The organism is Blastochloris viridis, assembly GCF_001402875.1.
Lineage (GTDB): Bacteria > Pseudomonadota > Alphaproteobacteria > Rhizobiales > Xanthobacteraceae > Blastochloris > Blastochloris viridis.
Genome location: NZ_CP012946.1, coordinates 2,513,230 through 2,531,373, shown reverse-complemented (window position 1 = coordinate 2,531,373; position 18,144 = coordinate 2,513,230). Strand labels below are relative to the sequence as shown.

The 18,144-nt window shown below is 67.8% G+C and carries 20 protein-coding genes; 8 read left to right on the top strand and 12 right to left on the bottom strand.

The annotated features are described in order from the left end of the window. The first annotated feature begins 25 nt into the window (after positions 1–25). From BVIR_RS11125 to BVIR_RS11090, 8 genes are all read left to right on the top strand, one after another. The gene (locus BVIR_RS11125; RefSeq protein ID WP_055037725.1) at positions 26–217 is read left to right on the top strand and encodes a 4Fe-4S dicluster domain-containing protein; all 192 of its coding nucleotides are present in this window, start codon (positions 26–28) and stop codon (positions 215–217) included. Beyond that, complete coding sequence (locus tag BVIR_RS11120; RefSeq protein WP_055037724.1) at positions 214–987, top strand: 4Fe4S-binding leucine-rich repeat protein; 774 nt, start codon at positions 214–216, stop codon at positions 985–987. Before BVIR_RS11125 ends, BVIR_RS11120 begins: the two co-directional genes overlap by 4 nt. Further along, positions 984–1,292 carry a nitrogen fixation protein NifZ gene (locus BVIR_RS11115; RefSeq protein ID WP_055037723.1) on the top strand — a complete coding sequence of 103 codons (309 nt, stop codon included), beginning with the start codon at positions 984–986 and terminating at the stop codon, positions 1,290–1,292. Before BVIR_RS11120 ends, BVIR_RS11115 begins: the two co-directional genes overlap by 4 nt. An 18-nt stretch (positions 1,293–1,310) precedes the next feature. After that, on the top strand, positions 1,311–1,517 hold the full coding sequence (gene nifT, locus BVIR_RS11110; protein WP_055037722.1) for a putative nitrogen fixation protein NifT: 207 nt from the start codon (positions 1,311–1,313) through the stop codon (positions 1,515–1,517). 304 nt (positions 1,518–1,821) lie between these two features. After that, positions 1,822–3,006 carry a 4-hydroxybenzoate 3-monooxygenase gene (locus tag BVIR_RS11105; RefSeq protein WP_055037721.1) on the top strand — a complete coding sequence of 395 codons (1,185 nt, stop codon included), beginning with the start codon at positions 1,822–1,824 and terminating at the stop codon, positions 3,004–3,006. A 216-nt stretch (positions 3,007–3,222) separates the two neighbouring features. After that, positions 3,223–3,849, top strand: a complete 627-nt coding sequence (locus BVIR_RS11100; RefSeq protein WP_055037720.1) for a HupE/UreJ family protein — start codon at positions 3,223–3,225, stop codon at positions 3,847–3,849. 480 nt (positions 3,850–4,329) lie between these two features. Continuing rightward, entirely contained in the window at positions 4,330–4,899 is a 570-nt protein-coding gene (locus BVIR_RS11095; RefSeq protein WP_055037719.1) for an urease accessory protein UreE, read from the top strand. A gap of 332 nt (positions 4,900–5,231) precedes the next feature. Continuing rightward, positions 5,232–6,716 carry a porin gene (locus tag BVIR_RS11090; RefSeq protein WP_055037718.1) on the top strand — a complete coding sequence of 495 codons (1,485 nt, stop codon included), beginning with the start codon at positions 5,232–5,234 and terminating at the stop codon, positions 6,714–6,716. Positions 6,717–7,398: 682 nt separating this feature from the next. Here the strand turns inward: BVIR_RS11090 and nifW are convergent. The 12 genes from nifW to nifK all read right to left on the bottom strand — a co-directional run bounded on the left by nifW (position 7,399) and on the right by nifK (position 18,045). After that, positions 7,399–7,749: a nitrogenase stabilizing/protective protein NifW gene (gene nifW, locus BVIR_RS11085; protein WP_055037717.1), complete on the bottom strand. Its 351-nt coding sequence runs from the start codon at positions 7,747–7,749 to the stop codon at positions 7,399–7,401. Between the two features lie 15 nt (positions 7,750–7,764). Then, positions 7,765–8,922 carry a homocitrate synthase gene (gene nifV / locus BVIR_RS11080; RefSeq protein WP_055037716.1) on the bottom strand — a complete coding sequence of 386 codons (1,158 nt, stop codon included), beginning with the start codon at positions 8,920–8,922 and terminating at the stop codon, positions 7,765–7,767. Continuing rightward, positions 8,915–10,153: an aminotransferase class V-fold PLP-dependent enzyme gene (locus BVIR_RS11075; protein ID WP_082417021.1), complete on the bottom strand. Its 1,239-nt coding sequence runs from the start codon at positions 10,151–10,153 to the stop codon at positions 8,915–8,917. Before BVIR_RS11075 ends, nifV begins: the two co-directional genes overlap by 8 nt. 12 nt (positions 10,154–10,165) lie before the next feature. After that, the gene (locus BVIR_RS11070) at positions 10,166–10,501 is read right to left on the bottom strand and encodes a NifU family protein (protein ID WP_082417019.1); all 336 of its coding nucleotides are present in this window, start codon (positions 10,499–10,501) and stop codon (positions 10,166–10,168) included. Positions 10,502–10,529: 28 nt separating this feature from the next. Further along, positions 10,530–10,850: a HesB/IscA family protein gene (locus tag BVIR_RS11065; protein WP_055037715.1), complete on the bottom strand. Its 321-nt coding sequence runs from the start codon at positions 10,848–10,850 to the stop codon at positions 10,530–10,532. Between the two features lie 327 nt (positions 10,851–11,177). Then, the gene (locus BVIR_RS11060; RefSeq protein WP_055037714.1) at positions 11,178–11,834 is read right to left on the bottom strand and encodes a nitrogen fixation protein NifQ; all 657 of its coding nucleotides are present in this window, start codon (positions 11,832–11,834) and stop codon (positions 11,178–11,180) included. 5 nt (positions 11,835–11,839) lie between these two features. Then, positions 11,840–12,151 carry a ferredoxin III, nif-specific gene (gene fdxB / locus BVIR_RS11055; protein ID WP_055037713.1) on the bottom strand — a complete coding sequence of 104 codons (312 nt, stop codon included), beginning with the start codon at positions 12,149–12,151 and terminating at the stop codon, positions 11,840–11,842. A gap of 23 nt (positions 12,152–12,174) precedes the next feature. Then, entirely contained in the window at positions 12,175–12,654 is a 480-nt protein-coding gene (locus BVIR_RS11050) for a NifX-associated nitrogen fixation protein (protein ID WP_055037712.1), read from the bottom strand. 136 nt (positions 12,655–12,790) lie between these two features. Then, positions 12,791–13,288, bottom strand: a complete 498-nt coding sequence (gene nifX, locus BVIR_RS11045) for a nitrogen fixation protein NifX (protein ID WP_055037711.1) — start codon at positions 13,286–13,288, stop codon at positions 12,791–12,793. Continuing rightward, positions 13,257–14,651 carry a nitrogenase iron-molybdenum cofactor biosynthesis protein NifN gene (nifN, locus tag BVIR_RS11040; protein WP_055037710.1) on the bottom strand — a complete coding sequence of 465 codons (1,395 nt, stop codon included), beginning with the start codon at positions 14,649–14,651 and terminating at the stop codon, positions 13,257–13,259. The genes nifX and nifN overlap by 32 nt, the downstream gene beginning before the upstream one ends. Positions 14,652–14,654: 3 nt before the next feature. Beyond that, positions 14,655–16,229: a nitrogenase iron-molybdenum cofactor biosynthesis protein NifE gene (gene nifE, locus BVIR_RS11035; RefSeq protein WP_082417017.1), complete on the bottom strand. Its 1,575-nt coding sequence runs from the start codon at positions 16,227–16,229 to the stop codon at positions 14,655–14,657. A gap of 280 nt (positions 16,230–16,509) precedes the next feature. After that, positions 16,510–18,045 (bottom strand): nitrogenase molybdenum-iron protein subunit beta, encoded by a 1,536-nt coding sequence (gene nifK, locus BVIR_RS11030; RefSeq protein WP_055037709.1) that lies wholly within the window; start codon positions 18,043–18,045, stop codon positions 16,510–16,512. Positions 18,046–18,144: the final 99 nt, after the last annotated feature.

The window sequence follows — 18,144 nt, the reverse complement described above, 5'->3', positions numbered from 1 at the left end:
CCAACTTTCAGGATAGGAGTGAATCATGGCTTACAAAATCGTCTCTTCGCAGTGCACCGTGTGTGGGGCTTGTGAATTCGAATGCCCCAATGGGGCCATCCGCATGAAGGGCGACATCTACATCGTCGATGCCGCAAAGTGCACCGAGTGTGACGGTGAAGCGCCGAAGTGCGTGGCGGTGTGCCCGGTTCCGAAGACCTGCGTGCCGGCGAAATGAACGGACGGGCGGTACCGGGGCAGGACACCGTCGACTGGCTCGGCCGGCCGGTGTCCTGCGGTGACTGCCCTCACGACGAGATCCGGCAGGAGGGACGATGCGACCTCGGCCGGGTCTGCGTCCGGGACCGCCGCTCCAAGCGTATCGACGGCTTCTTTTCGACCAATCCCGATCTCGCGTCGCGTTACCTCGACCATCCCTATTTCGAGGTTCGGGTGCTGGCGGCCAAGCACGCCAGCGTGTTCACGCTGACGCCGTTGCTGAACGACCCCGAATCCGACGTGCGGGCGATGGTGGCCTACCGGCTGCCGGTCTCCCGCATTGTTTCCCTGCAGCAGGACCCGGACCGCAAGGTGCGCGCCGTCCTCGCCCAGCGGCTCGAAGGGGCGGCGCTGGTGGCGATGTTCGGCGATGAGGATTACCTTGTCCGCATCATCGCGGTGCGGCGGGCGCCGACCGACGCGCTGCCGATCGCGATGAGTGACCCCGATCCGCAGGTGCGCGGCGAGGTGGCGTTGCGCATCGGCGAGGAATTTCTGCCGGTGATGGCGCTCGACATCGACCCGCTGGTGCGGCTCGCCGTCGCCGAACGGCTGCCGCCGCCGCAGTTGCTGGCGCTGGTGACCGATCGCGATCTGCGGGTGCGCTACGCGGTCGCCGAGCGCGGCGAGGCGGCGGCGCTGGTGAAGCTGATCGACGATCCCGACCCGGAAGTGCGGGACAAGGCCCGTGTGCGCTGGGCCGAGCTTTCGAAAGGAAAGCCGACATGATCACCGACGAGCCGATGGAAGTCTATGATCCGCCGGTCTTTTCTCCTGGCGAGAAGGTGCGCGCTACCAAATACGTCAAGAATGACGGCACCTACCCGCTGAAGGAGATCGGCGAGGTGCTGGTCGCCAAGGGCGACGTCGGCTACGTGCGCGACATCGGCTCCTTTCTCCAGCGCTTCTACGTCTACGCGGTCGAATTCGTCGACCGTGGCACCATCGTCGGCATGCGGGGCAAGGAACTGGTCAGCCTCGACAAGGTCGCTGAACCGGTGACGCCGCCCGCCCGCATCGAACCTGGCCCATAAGCTCAAGGAAAGCAGTCCATGAAGGTGATGATCCGCAAGACCGAGAAGGGCTTGTCCGCCTACGCCCCGAAGAAGGACCTGGAGGAGCCGATCGTCGCCGTCGAGAAGGAAGAGTTATGGGGTGGCTGGATCAAGCTGAAGAACGGCTGGGTGCTCGGGCTGCCCGAAATGCCGGCTGACACCAAGCTGCCGGTGACGGTGGAGGCCAAGAAGCTCGAGAGTTGACCAACTGGCCGTTTTCCCCGCCGCCGGAGTGCCCGGACGGTGTCCGGGATCGCGACGCGACCTCCCGGAGCCGATATTGCCCCGCCTTTTTTTGTCGCCGCCGGGGCGTAGCGGTGACCGTAGGTGGGTAGGGTCTGCTACATTATCTCCTAGGATCGAACGCCCATGCTGACACTGGCGATGCCCGCCTGCGTTTGGATGGACGTGCGAGATCGCCCTCCCGAACCGGGAGGGCGGTCGGTGAGGTCGGCCCGACGGCGTTGAGCGTTGCTCCGGCGGCCGGTATCGCGGCGGGAGATGGCGTATGCGGACGCAAGTCGGGATCGTCGGAGCCGGGCCGGCCGGTTTGTTTCTGGCCCACATGCTACAGCGGGAGGGCATCGAGTCGGTCGTGCTCGAAGCGCAGCCGCAGGCCGCCATCGAGGGCCGGGTCCGGGCGGGCGTGCTGGAGCACGCCATTGCCCGGCTGCTAGTGGAGGCCGGCCTCGGCGATCGCATGGAGCGCGAGGGGCTGGTCCACCACGGCATTGGCCTTCTGTTCGGCGGCGCCGTCCATCGCATCAATTTCGCCGAGTTGCTCGACGGCCGCGGCGTGGTGGTGTGGAGCCAGCACGAGGTGGTGAAGGACCTGATCGCCGCGCGGCGTGCTGCCGGCGGCGACATCCGCTTCGAGGTCTCCGACGTCACCTTGACCGACATCGAGAGCAAGCGGCCGAGCATCCATTTCCGCCACGCCGGCCACCGCCACGTCCTCAGTTGCGACGTCATCGCCGGCTGCGACGGCTTCCACGGCGTGGCGCGGCCGTCGATTCCGCCGGGTGCTCTGCAGGTCTATGAGCGGATTTTGCCGCTGGCCTGGCTAGGTATCCTTGCTGCCGCCCCGCCGCCCGCTGACGAGCTGATCTACGCCCACCATCCCAGCGGGTTCGCCTTGGCCAGCATGCGCTCGCAGCACGTCGCGCGGCTGTTTTTCCAGGTCAATCCGGACGAGAACCTCGGGCACTGGTCGGATGCTCGCATCTGGGACGAGCTCGACCAGCGTCTCGCCGGCGACGATAGCGGCATCGTGCTGACGGAAGGTGCGGTGCTGCAGAAGAGTCTGACCACGCTGCGCGCCTTTGTCGCCGAGCCGATGCGCTATGGCCGGCTGTTCCTCGCAGGGGACGCCGCCCACGTGGTGCCGCCGACCGGAGCCAAGGGCATGAACCTCGCCATCGCCGGCGCACGCGTGCTGGCGCGCGGGTTGACCGAGTTCTTCAAGTCGGGCGACGCCAGCCTGCTGGAGCGCTACTCCGACATCTGCCTGAACCGGGCGTGGGCGGCGCAGCGCTTCTCGTGGTGGATGACCCAGGTGCTGCACCGCAATCCGCGCGACAACGCCTTCGACCTGCGCCGCCAACTCGCTGACCTGGAGCACCTGGTGTCCTCGCGCGCCGCGGCGGCGGCGCTCGCCGAGGTCTATGTCGGCCCGCCGCTGGAGCGGCTTTAGGCAAAGGACCGCCGCGCGCGAATTTTCCGAGACCGCTGCCGGGCAGCCGGATGGCTGCGGCCCGACGCCCCGCCGTTTCGCGCTGGCCGTGGGTCCAGCCGACCGCGCCATCGGCCGAAAGGCCATCCCGTGCAGCCTTTGCAACGTCCCATGGTCGTGTTTACGATGGTTGCAGCCGCACGGATAATGAAGCGGTTCCTCGGGGAGTGACTGCCTATGACAACGCCCATTACGACGACGGAGCCGACCGCCGGGACGGCGGGCCGCGGGCGCGCGCTTGGCCTCGGCCTGTTCGCGCTGGCGGCGCTGGCCGCCACGCCGGCGCTCGCCCATACCGGCCATGGCGACACCTTTTCTCCGCTCGAAGGCTTCCTCCACCCGATCACCGGGCCGGACCATCTGGTCGCCATGCTGTGCGTCGGGCTGTGGTCGGCGCTGGCCGGCGGCCGCAGCGTGTTGTGGTGGCCGCTCGCCTTCGTGGCGGCGATGGTCGTCGGCGCCGTCGTCGCCCACGATGCGGTGGAGGTGCCGGCGGTGGAGATGGTGATCACCGGCTCGCTGATCGCGGTCGGCAGCCTGCTCGCGCTCGGCATTCGCCCGCCGCTGGCGCTCGGCGCGGTGGTGGTGGCGGGCTTCGCCTTTTTTCACGGCTTTGCCCACGGTGCCGAGGCGCCGGACCAAAACTTCTGGTTCTATGTCGCCGGCTTCTCGCTCTCGACCGCGCTGATCCACATCATTGGCATCGGCCTCGGCGTGGGTCTGATCCGCACCGACCGCCGGATTCTCGGCCGGGTGGCGGGCGGCGCGGCCGCCGCGCTCGGCGTGGTGCTGCTGGTGGCGTAGCCCGCCAGCGGCGCGCGATATTGCGGGCCGGCTTAAGCCGGCCCGCCTTGCGCCTCCGCCGTCGGGACGAGCACGCAACGGCGGTATTGCGCGCGGTGCCGCCGGGACGACGGTGCGGCCCCTCCCGCATGCCGGGTCACCGGAACCGCGAGCCCGGCTTCGGCTTTTGTCTGAGGGACGAAGTCCGGCTGATCAGGCCATCGGCGGCGGCAGCCGGCCGTGGTTCCGATCAGGCCGGCGTTTCGTCGTCGCGGCCGTCGAAAAGTCCCTTTTCCGATCAAGGCTTCGTCCGGCGAGGATTGGTTCCCGAGATCAGGAGGGGATCAACCGGACCTCGTATCAAGCGCGATCAACCGCCGCGTGAGGCGTTGTCGCCGGGCCGCTTCCACCTTTGCCCGACGTTCTGTCGAAGTCCGGGCTGTCATATTACTTCCGCGAGGCCGCTTGGTTGCCGAGGATATTCAAGCAGGAGTTCGCCCGATGTCGCTGCGCGCCGCCCACGTCGTCCGCCGTCCTGCCGTAAGGGACGAGCGGGTCGTCGAAACCGTTACCCTGGACCATCGCGCGCGGGTGTGCGGCGATGGGCGCATCAAAACCGACGGCGGCCGCGAGCTGGTGCTGGCGCTCGGCAGGACGGTGCTGCTGGCTGATGGCGACGCGTTGAAGCTGGATGACGGTGGGCTGGTGAAGGTGGTCGCGGCCCCGGAACGGCTGTTCCGCGTCACGGCCAACGCCTCCGCCCGCCTGCTCCGGCTCGCCTGGCAGCTCGGCGGCCGCCACGTCGCGGTCGAGGTCGGCGAGGACGCATTGTTCATTCCGCACGACGCCGCGCTGGCCGAGCTGGTGCGCAGCCAAGGTGGCATGGCCGTCGCGGTCGAGCGGCCGTTCGCCCCCGAGCCGGCGCACCACGACCACCACGGCCACGATCACGACGCCCAGAGCTGCGGCTGCGCCTCCCATGGCGAGGACGCGCCCGGGCATCAGCACGGCCGGCAGCCCGATCATGCGCACCACCATCACGGCGAATGCGGCTGCGGCCACAAGGGTTAAGGAGCACAAACGCCGGCTTGGCCGATCCGACGGATGCGGTAACCGCGCGTTACCCCCAACCGCCAGTGGCATGAATGCAACACGTCCTGGAAATGCGGCGCCAGAACCGGTTGGAAGCGTTCCGAATCGTTGATTGCGAAACAATGCCGGGCCATGTTGGCGTTGCGACGGAGGGGGGAACCCCGCCTCGCCCCGGACCGGACTGCCGAAGCGATCTGAAGAATCGATAGGTTAGTAACGACTGGGCAAGGGGTTTGGGGAACTTCCCAGGTGGCAACACTGCGGACAGCACCCGCTCCATCAGAACGAGAGAGAGAATTCGGAGGTTACCTATGTCTATCGTGAAGAGCCTTCTCCTCGGCTCCGCGGCGGGTCTCGTGGCGGTTGCCAGTGCTCAAGCGGCTGATCTTCCGGCCAAGTCCAAGGCCGTTGAGTACGTCAAGGTTTGCGACGCCTACGGCGCCGGCTTCTACTACATCCCGGGCACCGACGTGTGCTTGAAGGTCGGCGGCTATCTGCGCGCTGACTACTACACTGCCTTTGCGAACGGCGGCACCGCTCCGCTGTACATCGGCCAGAACAACATCACGCAGGACGGCAACGTCTCCTACGATCGCGCGGACGATCTGACCACCACCCGCGCCCGCGTCGCGATCGACCTCGACGCCCGCACCCGTACCGAATATGGCACGCTGCGCTCCTACGGCCGCTTCTATGTGAGCAACGACTCGGCTGGCGGGTCTTCGACCTTGACCAACTCTGTGTCGTCTCGCGCAGTCGATATGGACCGTGCCTTCATCCAGTTCGCCGGCTTCACCTTCGGCTACGTTCAGTCGTTCTTCGACTTTTCGACCGGCCTCGGCACGTTCGTGACCGCGAATGTCGGCTCGAACAAGCTGAACAACGTGTTCGCTTACACCGCCTCGCTCGGCAACGGCCTGTCGGTGACGATCGCGGCTGAAGACGCTGCCAACCGCCGCAGTCAGATCCAGGCCCGGGCTGGTCTCACCACTCCGGACACCTTCGATCTCGACAACGGCACTGGCCACGTTTCCTATACGGACGGCACCCTGGCCCAGGCTGGCTTGGCGATGCCGGAATTCGTCGCCAATATCCGCATCGATCAGTCGTGGGGCTCGGCCCAGCTCTCCGGCGCCATCCACCAGCTCCGGTCCGATACCTCGGATCTTGCTCAGGTTGCCGGCTTCACCCGTGCGGAAGATAACGACACCGACTATGGCTTCGCCATCGGTGCCGGCATCACCTTCAACCTCGACTCTCTCACCAAGGGCGATCAGTTCATCGTTCAGGGCAGCTACGCTGACGGCGCGACCGAGTACACCGGTCTCAGCGGTCAGAACCAGAATGGCGGTCGTCCTGGCCTCGGCATCATCCGCGGCACCTCCGGCGCGGTTGTCGATCTGGCCGATGGCTATGTCGACCCGGTGACCGGCAGCATCGAGAAGGTCTCGGCCTGGACCATCCGCGCCGACTTCCGTCACTTCTGGACGCCCGGTCTGCGGTCGACCCTGTTCGGCGGCTATTCGTCGGTCGACGTTCCGGAAGTCGTCGGTGTGACCAACTACGCCGGTGCTACCGTTGGCACGGGTGGTTACTACTCGACCGCGCGTGACTTCAACCTGTACCAGATCGGCTTCAACACCACGTGGTCGCCGGTTCGCAACCTCGATATCGGTGTCGAACTTCTGTACAGCAAGATCGACGTCGGTGGCGACTTCGATCCGGACGGCAAGGCTTATTACCAGAACGACGAAGACATCTTCTCCGGCATGCTCCGCGTTCAGCGGAACTTCTGATCCGGCGACGCTGTTGTCTTGAGAAGAACCCCGGCGGGCAACCGCCGGGGTTTTTTGTCGTGGCATTCCGGGCCGTGCGCCGACGCGGCCGATCGAGCCAATCCCCGAGCTTTCTGTAATACGGTTTCCGGTTGATCAGCTCGGAACTGCCGTTGGCCGAGGGGCGCGTCTTTTCCCTCTCCCCTTGCGGGAGGGAAGAAAGAGCCGAGCTGATCAAACGGAAACCGGATAATTCCCGCGGCCTTTGAGCTTGACCTTCCTCCGCCGCCAACTCGCTTCATCCTGAGGAGCCTGCGACAGCGGGCGTCTCGAAGGATGAAGCGGACTTAAAAAGCCGAGGTCGGCCCCATGGCCCCATGGTTCGAGACGGCCGCGGAGCCTGTCATCGGGCGCGCCTGCGGCGCGACCCGGTGGCAGCCTCCTCATCATGAGACCGAGAAAGCTCAGCCTTCACGGCCTCGGAATCGTCCATCGTCCGGTTGCCGGAGCGGGATGCTGTCAATCGCGCCAACGCCTTCGTGCGGCACGACGACGGCTTGCGCCGACGATGCCCCGCACGTGGGGATTGCGGCACCGCAACATGCCAAGGTTATCTTCAGCTCGACAACGCCATGCTCAAGGCCGGACGCAGCCTTGGCATATCGGTCAGCTCCGGGATCGCTGTCGAGCGGACGTCGCTCGCCTATTTCAGCAGCGCGTCGAACGGCACGAACGCCGGCGGCTTCGGCGGCTCGACCGCGGTCTTCAGCACTTTGAACACCCGTGCCTCGAGCGGTGTGGTGGTGAGAAACTCCTCATAGGCCCGCTCCAGCACGGCGCGGCAGCGCGCCGCGGCGATCGGCGCGGGCAGGCCGTCGATGTCCTCACCAACGAGGTACTCGCCCATCCGCTTGAGGATGTGCAGGCGGGCGACGTTGAGCACCTTGGGATCGTAGTCGAGCTGGAGCAGGGCGAAGAATTCCTCGGCCGAGCCGGCCGAGCGAAGCTTGGTCATCACGTCGGGTGCCAGGTCGGGGGTGTGGGTGCAGGTCATGGTCACATCCTCACATTAAGCGCAGGCGGCGACGTCGGCGCCGCAGATCTCGCGCCAGATGCCGGCGAGTTCCTCGGCATTGACGGTGTGCTTGGTCATGGCGGCCCGCCGGCGCACCTGGGCCAGGATGGCGCGGATCTGGCTCGCCGAGGCGGCAAGGCCGAGCTCGGCCAGCGCGGCGCCGATGCCGGCGGTGCCGGAATGCTTGCCGACCACGATAACATGGTCGCGGCCGAGCAGCGCCGGGTCCAGCGCCTGATAGGTGCGGCGGTCCTTCATCAGCCCGTCGACGTGGATGCCCGATTCATGGGTGAAGATGTGCTCGCCGACGATCGCCTTGCCCTTGGGAATGGTGCGGCCGGCAGCCTTGGCGACCATCATCGCCAGCGCGCCGAGCCGGGCGAAGTGGATGCCGGTGTCGCAGCCATGGTGCTGGGCGAGCCCCATCGCCACTTCCTCCAGCGCGGCATTGCCGGCGCGCTCGCCGAGCCCGAGCACGGTGACGGAGGCATGCGAGGCGCCGCCGCGCACGGCGGCCAGGGTGTTGGCGGTGGCAAGGCCGAGGTCGTCGTGGGCGTGGATTTCGAGTTCGAGGTCGGTCTCGGCGGCAAGCCGCTGGAACAGCTCGAACGTCGAGAACGGCTCCAGCACGCCGAGGGTGTCGGCGATGCGCAGCCGGCGCGCGCCGGCGGCCTTGGCCGCGCGCGCAAGTTCGATCAGAAAGGCGGGGTCGGCGCGCGAGGCGTCCTCGCAGCCCACCGCCACGTCAAGGCCGCGGCGGCGGGCGTAGGGCACCACCTTCGCGATGGCGGCGAGCGCAAAGGCGCGGCCCGCCTTGAGCTTGGCGGCGAGCTGGATGTCGGAAGCCGGGATCGACACGTTGACCATCGGCACGCCGGTGGCGAGCGCGGCGTCGACGTCGGCTTCGGTCATCCGGCACCAGGCGATCGGCATCAGCGGCAGGTTTTCCGCCACCACGGCGCGGATGGCGGCGATCTCATCGGCGCCCATCGCCGGGGCGCCGATCTCGATCTCGCGCACACCGGCACGGCTCAAGGCGCGGGCGATTGCCAGCTTCTCGGCGGCGGTGAAGGCGACGCCCGGTGCCTGCTCGCCGTCGCGCAGCGTGGTGTCGGCGAGCACCACCGGGCGGGAGGTCGAGAGCTTAGGCATGGAGCTTCTCCGGGGACGGCGAGGGTCGGCGGCAGGGGGGGCGGAGGTCGGCGACGATGGCGGGCACCACCGCGAGCACGCGGTCGATGTCGGCGGCGGTGGTGTCACGGCTGAGCGAGAAGCGGACGGCGCCGCGGGCGAACGTGTCCGGCACCGCCATCGCGCGCAGTACGTGGGAGGGCTCGATCGAGCCCGACGAGCACGCCGCGCCCGACGCGGCGGCAATGCCGGCGCGGTCGAGCCGGTGCAGCACCGCCTCGGCGTCGGCGCCGGCAAAGGCGATGCAGGAGGTGTTGGGCAGCCGCGCGCCGCGGTCGCCGAGCACCATGGCGGCGGTGATCCGCGCCATCAGCTCGGCTTCGAGGCGGTCGCGCAGCGCCTGGACGCCGGACCAATCGGCCGCGGCCGCCAGCTCGGCGGCGACGCCGAGCCCGACGATGGCCGGCACGTTCTCGGTGCCGGCGCGCCGGCCGCGCTCCTGCCGGCCGCCGACGATGAGCGGCGAGAATTTCAGGCCGCGGCGGACATAGAGCGCGCCGATGCCCTTGGGGCCGTGCAGCTTGTGGCCGGAGAACGACAACAGGTCGATCGCGGTGGCGGCGACGTCGATCGTCAGCTTGCCGGCGGCCTGCACCGCGTCGGTGTGGAACAGCGCCCCCACGGCCTTGGCCCGCTCGGCGAGCTCGGCCACCGGAAACAGCGTGCCGGTCTCGTTATTGGCCCACATCGCCGACACCACCGCAACGTCGGGGCCAAGCGCGTCCTCGAACGCGGCGATGTCGAGCGCACCGGTCGACTCCACCGGCACCCGGCGCACGATCACGCCGCGGGTCTCCAGCCGGTCGGCGAGGGTGCGCACCGCAGCGTGCTCGACCGCGGTGGTCACCAGCACCCGCCGCTTGGGGTTGGCCTTCAGCGCGGCGCGAATGGCGGCGTTGGCACCCTCGGTGCCGCCGGAGGTGAAGACGATTTCCGAATCCTCGCCGCCGATCGCGGCGGCGACGCGGGCTCGCGCCTCGGTTACGGCGGCGCGGGCGCGGCCGCCGGCGGCGTAGGGCGAGGAGGGGTTGCCGAACTCGGCCGAGAAGTAGGGCAGCATCGCCGCCAGCACGGCGGGGGCCATCGGCGTCGTGGCGTTGGCGTCGAGATAGACCGGGCCGGCATTGGCATCGGCGTCCTGATCCGCGCCGATCGGCGCGTCGCAGGCCGCCTCGAGAGCCGTCGCGTTCATGACGCCCTCCGGTCAGCCGCGACCCATTCCGACCGGCACCACCCGCACCGGCAGGCTCAACGCTTCCATCAGCTTCATCTGCACGCCGCTGACAGACACGGCCGCCAGCTGGCAGCCGAAGCAGGCGCCGGTCATGCGCACGAACACGGTGTTGGCCTCGACGCGGTCGAACTCGATGTCGCCGCCGTCGCGCTGGAAGCGCGGGCGCATCGCCTCGATTTCCTCGGCGATCAGCGCGATCTGTGCCGCGTCCAGCGTGATTGCCGGCGGCACCGGGCGCGGCGCCGGCGCGCCGGTGCGGCGCGGCAGCTCGAGCGTGGTGCGGCGTGGTTCGGCAGTGGCGAGCATGGCAGCCTCCCTCAGCAGAACGGGCGTTTCAGCAGAACGATTTGCCGCACGAGCATTTCGCCGCGGCATTGGGATTTTCGAAGGTGAAGCCGGAGCCCTCGAAGCTCTCGACGAAGCCGACCTGCAGACCCTCGACCAGTGGCTGCGAGGTCGGGTCGATGAACACCTTGACGCCTGAGGTCTCGATCACGGCGTCGTCCTCGCGCGGGGCGGGATCGAGCCCGATCAGGTATTTGTAGCCGGCGCAACCGCCGGACTCGACCATGATGCGCAGGCCGGCGTCTTCCTTCCCGGTCTTGGCCATCGCCGACTTGACGGCGTTCGCGGCTTCCTGGGTGAGCACGATCATAACTGGCTCCTCGACCGACATTTGTTGCCGGGAACCCAAGCAACATCCGTGCCGGCCGGGCCGATGGCCGCGAACCGTTGTGTTGTCTCGCTTTGCCGGATTGGGCGAAACCCGACACAGGCTGCGCCGTCGCAAAGGCGACGCCGGCGGATTGTCGGGTTTGTCGGGTGGGAGCTGCCGTGGCGCGCCCAAACGCGTCGCCCCGGGCGGCGGAACCATGGTTCCGCCAGACCCGGGGCCGTTCAGCAGGGAGGCGAATACCTGTTGAACGATCCCGGCTCGGCGCGGGCCGCGCCGTCCGGGATGACAAAGGGGACAAGGCTCGCGCTAGATTCGCACGACTTCGCTGGCGCGGCGGATGCGTGCGAGCCGGCTTTCGCCGGTCTCCTCGCCAAAGCAGCTTTCGAAATCGCCGCAGGCCGAGCACACCGGCGTGGTGCACATCACCAAGCCGTCGGCCTCGCACAGCGTGCGATAGAAGAACCGCTTCCAGCGCATGTTGCCGGTGTTCCGCACCGCCAGCGGCTGGAAGTGGCGCTCGAGCAGGCGCGTCAGCTCGGTACGGGCGTTGAGGCCGAGGTCCTCCCACAGATGGTTGGGCTCGACCGCCCGGCGCGCGACGATGGCGGCGAGCCAGAGGGTGTCGCGTCCCGGCTGCGAGCGGTGCGCCACCAGAAGGTCGCGCACCATCGCCGCCTCGTCGTCGTGCGCCGCGTCGCCGGCGGCGCGAAGCGTCAGGCCGCGGACGTGGGGGAAATGGGCTTCCGCCAGCGCTTCGAGCGCCGCTGGCGCCAGGCCGAGCCGGGCGGCGAGATCGCCGCCCTCGCTGAGTGCGACCGCGAGCGTGCACGCAAACACGTGGCGGTCGAACGCGGCGTCGGCGGCGATGTCGGCCGCTGCCGGGTCGACGCCGGTCAGGCGGCGATAAAACGCGGCCGGCGAACCGACGCTGCGTTCGAACCTGTCCTCGACCGGCGTGAACATGACGGTCACGCCGCCGCTGCGAGCGCGCTGGCCTTGGCGTGGCTCTGGCAAGCCTTGGGGCAGACCCGCGAGCAGGCGCCGCAGCCGATGCAGTTGCCGGCGGCGTGCAGCACCATCACCTTGCGGAGAAACTCTTCGTCATCGTCGTCCTCATCCTCGGCGCAGGCGACCAGTTCGCCATCCTCGTTGACGCCCATCAAATGCATGACGTCGCGCGAGCAGACCTTGAAGCAGCGGCCGCAGCCGATACAGGTCTTGGAGTCGATGGCGGTGAGGTATTCCGGCTCCCAGGGGGTGCCGTCGCGGGTGGTGAACATCGGCGTCTTCCAGTGTGAGTGAGTTAGGCCTCGACGACCTCGGGGAAGCGGCGGATCAACTCTGCGCCGGAGCTCACCAGCTCGGCACCGGCGGCGCCGAGCGCGGCCAGGCTGTCGAAGCCGAAGCGGTGAACGTCACGCAGGTGTTTCGAAATCACCACCAGCCGGCCGGCGGTGAGAATGATGCGGCCGAAGCCCTCGTGGTGCATTTTCATCATCGGGCTGGCGACGTGGCCGGTGTCCTGCTCGATGGCGAGCCCGACCGCGGCGTAGAACTGCTCGATCCGCCACAGGATGTCCGGATCGGGGTCACCGATGATGGGAATGGCGCGGCGCTGATCCTTGGTCAGCACGTAGTCGGCGAGCAATTCGCCGTCCGACTTGCGCTCCCACGCGCCGAAGGAATCCTGCGCGCGCAGCAGCCGCACCAGCGTCTGCAGGAACGGCGTCGCCAGCGCTTCGGCGTCTGACATCAGCGCTGCGACCGGATCGGGCTTGGGCATGTCGTCTCCTCTGATGCGATCCTGAGGATCACGTCGTGATCCTGGATCGCACTCTCGCCGACAATTCCGTTTCGAGTCGGAATTCCCGGCGAACGGAATGCGGAACTCCGGCTGAAGGAGCCGGCTTCCGCATCGCTCACTCGTCATCCACGAACGACGGCTTGGCCGGGCCGACGCCGGCCTCCGCCAGCACCTTGCGCAGCCACGGCGGCGGCGTGCCTTCCAGCATCGCGCGGGTCTTCTCCAGCACCGCGTCGATCGGCTGCGGCGCCGGCACCTTGATCGGGTGGATCTTGGCCCGCACCACCCGCGCCGCCGAGGGGCCGCCGATGGCAAGGCAGAACAACAGGTGCACGCCGGCCAGCGCCTCGACCTTGGAGGCGATACGGTCGTCGCCTTCCTTGCCGTCCTTGTTGTGCACGCCCTGCTGGTCGGACACGTCGTCGAAACTGACGGTCTCGACCAGGGTCCAGCCGGTGGTGCGCACTTCGTAGATGGCGAAATGGCGAGCCGAGCCGAAATGCGCGTCGAGCGTCTTCAAATCCTGCGTGGCGATGGCGACGCGGATGGCACCGCCCAAGGTGGGCGCTTCGTCGTTGGAATCAATGAGCCGCAGTCTGCGGACGGCCGACATGGGTGTCTCCGTGGTCACGGAAGGGATCGAGCTCAGCCGGCGTGCGGGGGGCGTGGTGAGCCTGGACGATGTTGGCGACCTCGAACACCAGGTCGCGGGTGCCTTCGTAGAGCGCGGTGTGGCGGTGCTGGGCGCCGAGCCGGTCGAAGATTGGAAAGCCGATGTGCATCAACGGAATGCCAAGCCGCTCGGACGCCTGCCGACCGTGGCTGTGGGTCACAAGGATATCGCAGCCCTCGGCGCGCGTCTCGAAATCGTCGAGGTCGCCGACCACCACCTCCGCCGCCGGCACCGCCTGCAGGATCGGCGAGGACCCGGTCGAGGACACCGCACAGGAAACCTCGGCGCCGAGCCCGGTGAAGAACCGCGCCATGGCGTAGACGAGATCGGGCTCGCCGGCGATGGCGACGCGCTTGCCGCCGAAATGGAAGTGGCCGTCGAGCATGGCGTCTTCGAGCTGGGCGCGGGCGCGCCGCACGCGCGCCGGCACCGGCCGGCCGGACAACTCGGCAAGCAGCGCGACGAAGCGATCGCTGACGGCAAGGCCGGTCAATGTCGGGAACAGCGTGTAGGGCACATTGGTTCGAGCGCGGAGTGCATCGGCGGGCGCCCGCATGTGCTCGCCGATGGCGATGGTGTGGACGGCGCGGCCCATGACGCGAATGTCCTCGACCGGCGTGCCGCCGTCGGTGGTCGGCATCCATCGCTCGGCCACCTTGCCGTCGAGCGAGCCGGAGATGTCGGGCAGGATGGTCGGCTCCAGGCCGAACGCCTCGACGGTGTCGCGGATCGCCTCCAGGTCGGCGACGGTGAGATGGCTGCCGGGCAGGATGTTGATGCGGTTGGGCGCCACCCGCTCAGCCGGGCCGGTGCGCACCACGCCGGTGATGATGGCGGTGACGGCCTTGCTCCAGCCCTGCTCGATCGAGCCGTCGAAATCCGGCGTGTGGGCCAGCACGATCTCGGTGCCGGCAAGGTCCTCGCCGCGCCGCGCCGCGATCAGCTTGATGTCGCCGTCGAAATCCTCGCCGCGGGTCTCGGCCAGAGCGGTGGTGCAGACTGCGATCAGCGCCGGGTTGGTGCGCTTCTTCAGGTTCAGGATCGCCTCTTCGAGATGGTCGGCGCCGCCGAGGATGGCGGCGACCTCGTCCATCGCGGTGGTCTGGATCGGGATCACTTCCTTGTAGTGCCGCCCGATCAGCACCAGCGCGAACGAGGTGCAGCCCTGGGTGCCGTGGAACAGCGGCATGGTGTTATTGACGCCGAGAAAGGCCAGCGCGGCGCCGAGCGGCTGCGAGGATTTCAGCGGGTTGACCGCCGCCGCCTTCTGCGGGTGGATGATCTTGGAGACGGCGTCGGCCATGGCTCAATCGTCCCCGATGTCGTCGGCGTCGCGACCGGCGAACTTCTTGCGGTGGTGGGCGAGATAGTCCGAGTCGGTATTGTCGACCCGCGAGTTGGCGAACTTTTTCCGATGCCGCGCGGTGAAGGTCGGGTCGGTCGCGTCGGCATCATCATCCGCTGGCGCGACCTGGCGGAGGTGCTGATCGGTCAGCCGCCCGTCATTGTCCCACGGCGCGGGCGTGCGCACCTCGTCCCACACCGGGTTGTTGATCGAGATGTCGATCTGGCGCACCAGCTCGATGGTGCCGTCATAACCGGCATAAGGATGGATGCGCTCCTGGTTGATGTCGAGCCATGGCATGCGGGCTTTCAGCGCGATGAACTGGGTGCGCCCGCCCGACAGCATGATGTCGGCGCCGCCGCCCTTGAGCTGAGCGTAGAGGTCGCGCGGCGCCATGCCCTCGAAGGCGTGGGCCTCCTCGCGCATCAGGATCTGCACCCGCATCTTGTCTTCGACGGTCGACTTCTTGACCGAGGTGCCGACGATCTCCATGCCGAGTTCCATCAGCGCCGCGACGATCGACCACGACTTGACGCCGCCGGTGTTGAGCAGCACGCGCTTGCCGGCAAGGCGGGCGCGATAGGTCTCAAGCCGTGCCCAGGCGCGCGCTTCCTCAGCCGCGATCAGGGCTTCGGTGCGCACGGTGAGATCGGCCGGCGCGCCGCGTTCGACCAGCATGCGGGCGAGGCGGCGCAACGATTCGGAGGTGTCGGTGATGCCGTAGAACGAGCCCTCGAAATAGGGGATGCCCCAGCGCTCTTCCATGCGGCGGGCAAGGCCGATCAGCGCGGTGGAGCACACCACCATGGTGACGTTGGCAGTGTGGGCGGCCGCGACATCCAGGTATCGCGCATCGCCGGGAACACAGGTGCGGACGCGGATGCCGAGCTGGTCGAGCAGCGGCTTCACCAGCCAGAACTCGCCGGCGAGGTTGAACTCGCCGAGGATGACGACGTCGGTCGGGCCGACATCGTCCGGCTGGTGCGTGCCGATGACGTGGTCGAGCAGCGCGTTGCCGGCGAGCTTGTTGCCGAGGTTCTTCGAACCGGCGAAGCCCGGCGAATGCACCGGGATCACCGGCAGGCCGTATTTGATTGATGCGTGCTTGCACACCGCGTCGATGTCGTCGCCGATCAGCGCGGTGACGCAGGTGGAATAGACGAACACCGCCGCCGGCTTGAACCGCGTCGAGATTTCGCGGATCGCCTTGTAGAGCTTCTTCTCGCCATTGCCGGTGACGATGTCGAGTTCGGTGAGGTCGGTGGTGAAGGACCGGCGCCACAGGTCGGAGCCGGAGGAGCCCGAGCCGCGATTGTCCCAGGAATTGCCCTCGCAGGCGAGCGGGCCATGGACGATATGGGCGGCGTCGGTGATGGGCTGGAGCGAGATCTTGGCGCCGTCGAACGCACACCCGCCGGCGGCGGCGCCCGGCGTCAGCGGCTTCGAGCAACCCTTGGCGCGCGCGGCCGCGGCCTTGGCCCGGTTGGTCGCGCAGGCCGGTTCGTCGAACGCGGCCTTGATCTTGTCCTTCAGCATGTCAGTCCCCGTTGGGTGGGGCGGCCGGGGGCGGAAAGCCCCAGGCCGGCGTTGATGTTCGGTCGCTCAAAGCCTAGCAAGAGCCGTGCCGGGAGCGCCGGGAAGAGCCTGTCGTCCCGGCCAAGCAGCGAAACTGCGCGAGCCGGGACCGTGTGCAGGACAGCGCTTCCGTCAGGACGATCCCGGGTCTCGGCTTCGCCTCGCCCGGGATGACGAGAGCTCTCTAGAGTTCTGTCGTCCCAGGCTCAGCAAATTCCATGCCCGGGACGACGGGCCTCGATCAGCGCGTCAGGTCGAACGAGACGTCCTTGCCGGGCTTGGAGGCGTCGGCGTCGAGCTTGTCGAACACCTTGTCGAGGATCGACGTCAGCACGCGCAGGGCACCCTGGTAGCCGATGACCGGGAAGCGGTGGTGGTGGTGACGGTCGAAGATCGGGAAGGTGAGGCGCACCAGCGGGATGCCGGTGTCCTTCTCCAGGAACTTGCCGTAGGAGCTGCCGACCAGAAGATCGACCGGCTCGGTGAACAGGATCGAGCGCAGGTGCCACAGATCCTTGCCGGCCCACACCTGGCAGCCCTTGCCGAACGGCGAGGAGGCGAGCAGCTTCTTCATGTCCTCGGCCCAGGCGGTGGTGCCGTTGGTGGCGAGAACATGGGTCGGCTCGCCGCCGGTTTCCAGCACGAAGCGGGCCATGGCATAGACGAAGTCCGGATCGCCGAAGATCGCGTACTTCTTGCCGTGCAGATAGGCCTGGCTGTCGGCGATGGCGTCGACCAGGCGGCCGCGCTCCTTGGTGATCGAGTCCGGGATCGCCTTGCCCGACAGCTCGGAGATCTTCATCAGCAGGTCGTCGGTGGCGCCGACGCCGAGCGGATAGTTGAAGCTCGCGGTCTCCTGGCCGGCGTCGGCGGCGTAGTCGAGCGTCTTGCGGGTGCACCAGTGCTGCAGCGAGATGGTGGCCTTGGCATTGAGCGCGTCCGCCACGTCCGCCAGCTTGGTGCCGCCGTCGTACATGCGGTACTCGCCGTCGGACGGGGTGTCGAACTGCTCGGAGGCGTCCTGGATCAGGGTGTACTCGACGCCCATCACATCAAGGATGCGCTTCAGCTCGCGGTTGTTGCCGACGCAGAAGCCATCGAAGCCCGGAATGATGTTGATCTTGCCGTTGGCGACGCGGGTCTTGCCCTTCCAGAAGTGGTCGAGGACGCCCTTCACCGCCACGTCATAGCCATCGACGTGGCTGCCGACGAAAGCCGGGGTGTGGGCGAACGGCACGGAGAAGTCCTGCGGCACCGAGCCCTTCTGGCGCGCGGTTTCGATGAAGGCGTGCAAATCGTCGCCGATCACTTCCGCCATGCAGGTGGTGGAGACCGCCAGCATCTTCGGCTGATAGAGCTTGTAGGCGTTGGCTAGGCCGTCGATCATGTTGTTGAGGCCGCCGAACACCGCCGCGTCCTCGGTCATTGAGGTGGACACCGCCGAGCACGGCTCCTTGAAGTGACGCGACAGGTGCGAGCGATAGTAGGAGACGCAGCCCTGCGAACCATGCACGACGGACAGCGTGCCCTCGAAGCCGGCGGCAGCGAACACCGCGCCCAGCGGCTGGCAGGCCTTGGCCGGGTTGATCACCGCCGCTTCACGGGCGAGGTTCTTCTCCCGGTATTCCCAGCTCTTCAGGTATGCGGTCTGCTCGGCGACGGCGTCGGCGGAGTTCGGGCACTCGAACTGCTCGCGCTTGCGGGCGAACATCTCCTGATATTCGGGCTCGTGGAATAGCTTTGCGTGGTCGAGCACCTTTTCGGCGGACTGCGGCATGGTCGTGATCCTTGTCTCGGCGGCCGCGCCAAACGGCGGCCCGCGTCGATTGAATTACTTCGGTGTCCGGGCCGGCTGCGGGAGCGAGCGATCCCGCGC

What these genes read in the sequence shown, in the direction of transcription:
- BVIR_RS11125 (WP_055037725.1), top strand. Translation starts at nt 26, where the DNA reads ATGGCTTACAAAATCGTCTCTTCGCAGTGCACCGTGTGTGGGGCTTGT.
- BVIR_RS11120 (WP_055037724.1), top strand. Translation starts at nt 214, where the DNA reads ATGAACGGACGGGCGGTACCGGGGCAGGACACCGTCGACTGGCTCGGC.
- BVIR_RS11115 (WP_055037723.1), top strand. Translation starts at nt 984, where the DNA reads ATGATCACCGACGAGCCGATGGAAGTCTATGATCCGCCGGTCTTTTCT.
- nifT (WP_055037722.1), top strand. Translation starts at nt 1,311, where the DNA reads ATGAAGGTGATGATCCGCAAGACCGAGAAGGGCTTGTCCGCCTACGCC.
- BVIR_RS11105 (WP_055037721.1), top strand. Translation starts at nt 1,822, where the DNA reads ATGCGGACGCAAGTCGGGATCGTCGGAGCCGGGCCGGCCGGTTTGTTT.
- BVIR_RS11100 (WP_055037720.1), top strand. Translation starts at nt 3,223, where the DNA reads ATGACAACGCCCATTACGACGACGGAGCCGACCGCCGGGACGGCGGGC.
- BVIR_RS11095 (WP_055037719.1), top strand. Translation starts at nt 4,330, where the DNA reads ATGTCGCTGCGCGCCGCCCACGTCGTCCGCCGTCCTGCCGTAAGGGAC.
- BVIR_RS11090 (WP_055037718.1), top strand. Translation starts at nt 5,232, where the DNA reads ATGTCTATCGTGAAGAGCCTTCTCCTCGGCTCCGCGGCGGGTCTCGTG.
- nifW (WP_055037717.1), bottom strand. Translation starts at nt 7,749, where the DNA reads ATGACCTGCACCCACACCCCCGACCTGGCACCCGACGTGATGACCAAG.
- nifV (WP_055037716.1), bottom strand. Translation starts at nt 8,922, where the DNA reads ATGCCTAAGCTCTCGACCTCCCGCCCGGTGGTGCTCGCCGACACCACG.
- BVIR_RS11075 (WP_082417021.1), bottom strand. Translation starts at nt 10,153, where the DNA reads ATGAACGCGACGGCTCTCGAGGCGGCCTGCGACGCGCCGATCGGCGCG.
- BVIR_RS11070 (WP_082417019.1), bottom strand. Translation starts at nt 10,501, where the DNA reads ATGCTCGCCACTGCCGAACCACGCCGCACCACGCTCGAGCTGCCGCGC.
- BVIR_RS11065 (WP_055037715.1), bottom strand. Translation starts at nt 10,850, where the DNA reads ATGATCGTGCTCACCCAGGAAGCCGCGAACGCCGTCAAGTCGGCGATG.
- BVIR_RS11060 (WP_055037714.1), bottom strand. Translation starts at nt 11,834, where the DNA reads ATGTTCACGCCGGTCGAGGACAGGTTCGAACGCAGCGTCGGTTCGCCG.
- fdxB (WP_055037713.1), bottom strand. Translation starts at nt 12,151, where the DNA reads ATGTTCACCACCCGCGACGGCACCCCCTGGGAGCCGGAATACCTCACC.
- BVIR_RS11050 (WP_055037712.1), bottom strand. Translation starts at nt 12,654, where the DNA reads ATGCCCAAGCCCGATCCGGTCGCAGCGCTGATGTCAGACGCCGAAGCG.
- nifX (WP_055037711.1), bottom strand. Translation starts at nt 13,288, where the DNA reads ATGTCGGCCGTCCGCAGACTGCGGCTCATTGATTCCAACGACGAAGCG.
- nifN (WP_055037710.1), bottom strand. Translation starts at nt 14,651, where the DNA reads ATGGCCGACGCCGTCTCCAAGATCATCCACCCGCAGAAGGCGGCGGCG.
- nifE (WP_082417017.1), bottom strand. Translation starts at nt 16,229, where the DNA reads ATGCTGAAGGACAAGATCAAGGCCGCGTTCGACGAACCGGCCTGCGCG.
- nifK (WP_055037709.1), bottom strand. Translation starts at nt 18,045, where the DNA reads ATGCCGCAGTCCGCCGAAAAGGTGCTCGACCACGCAAAGCTATTCCAC.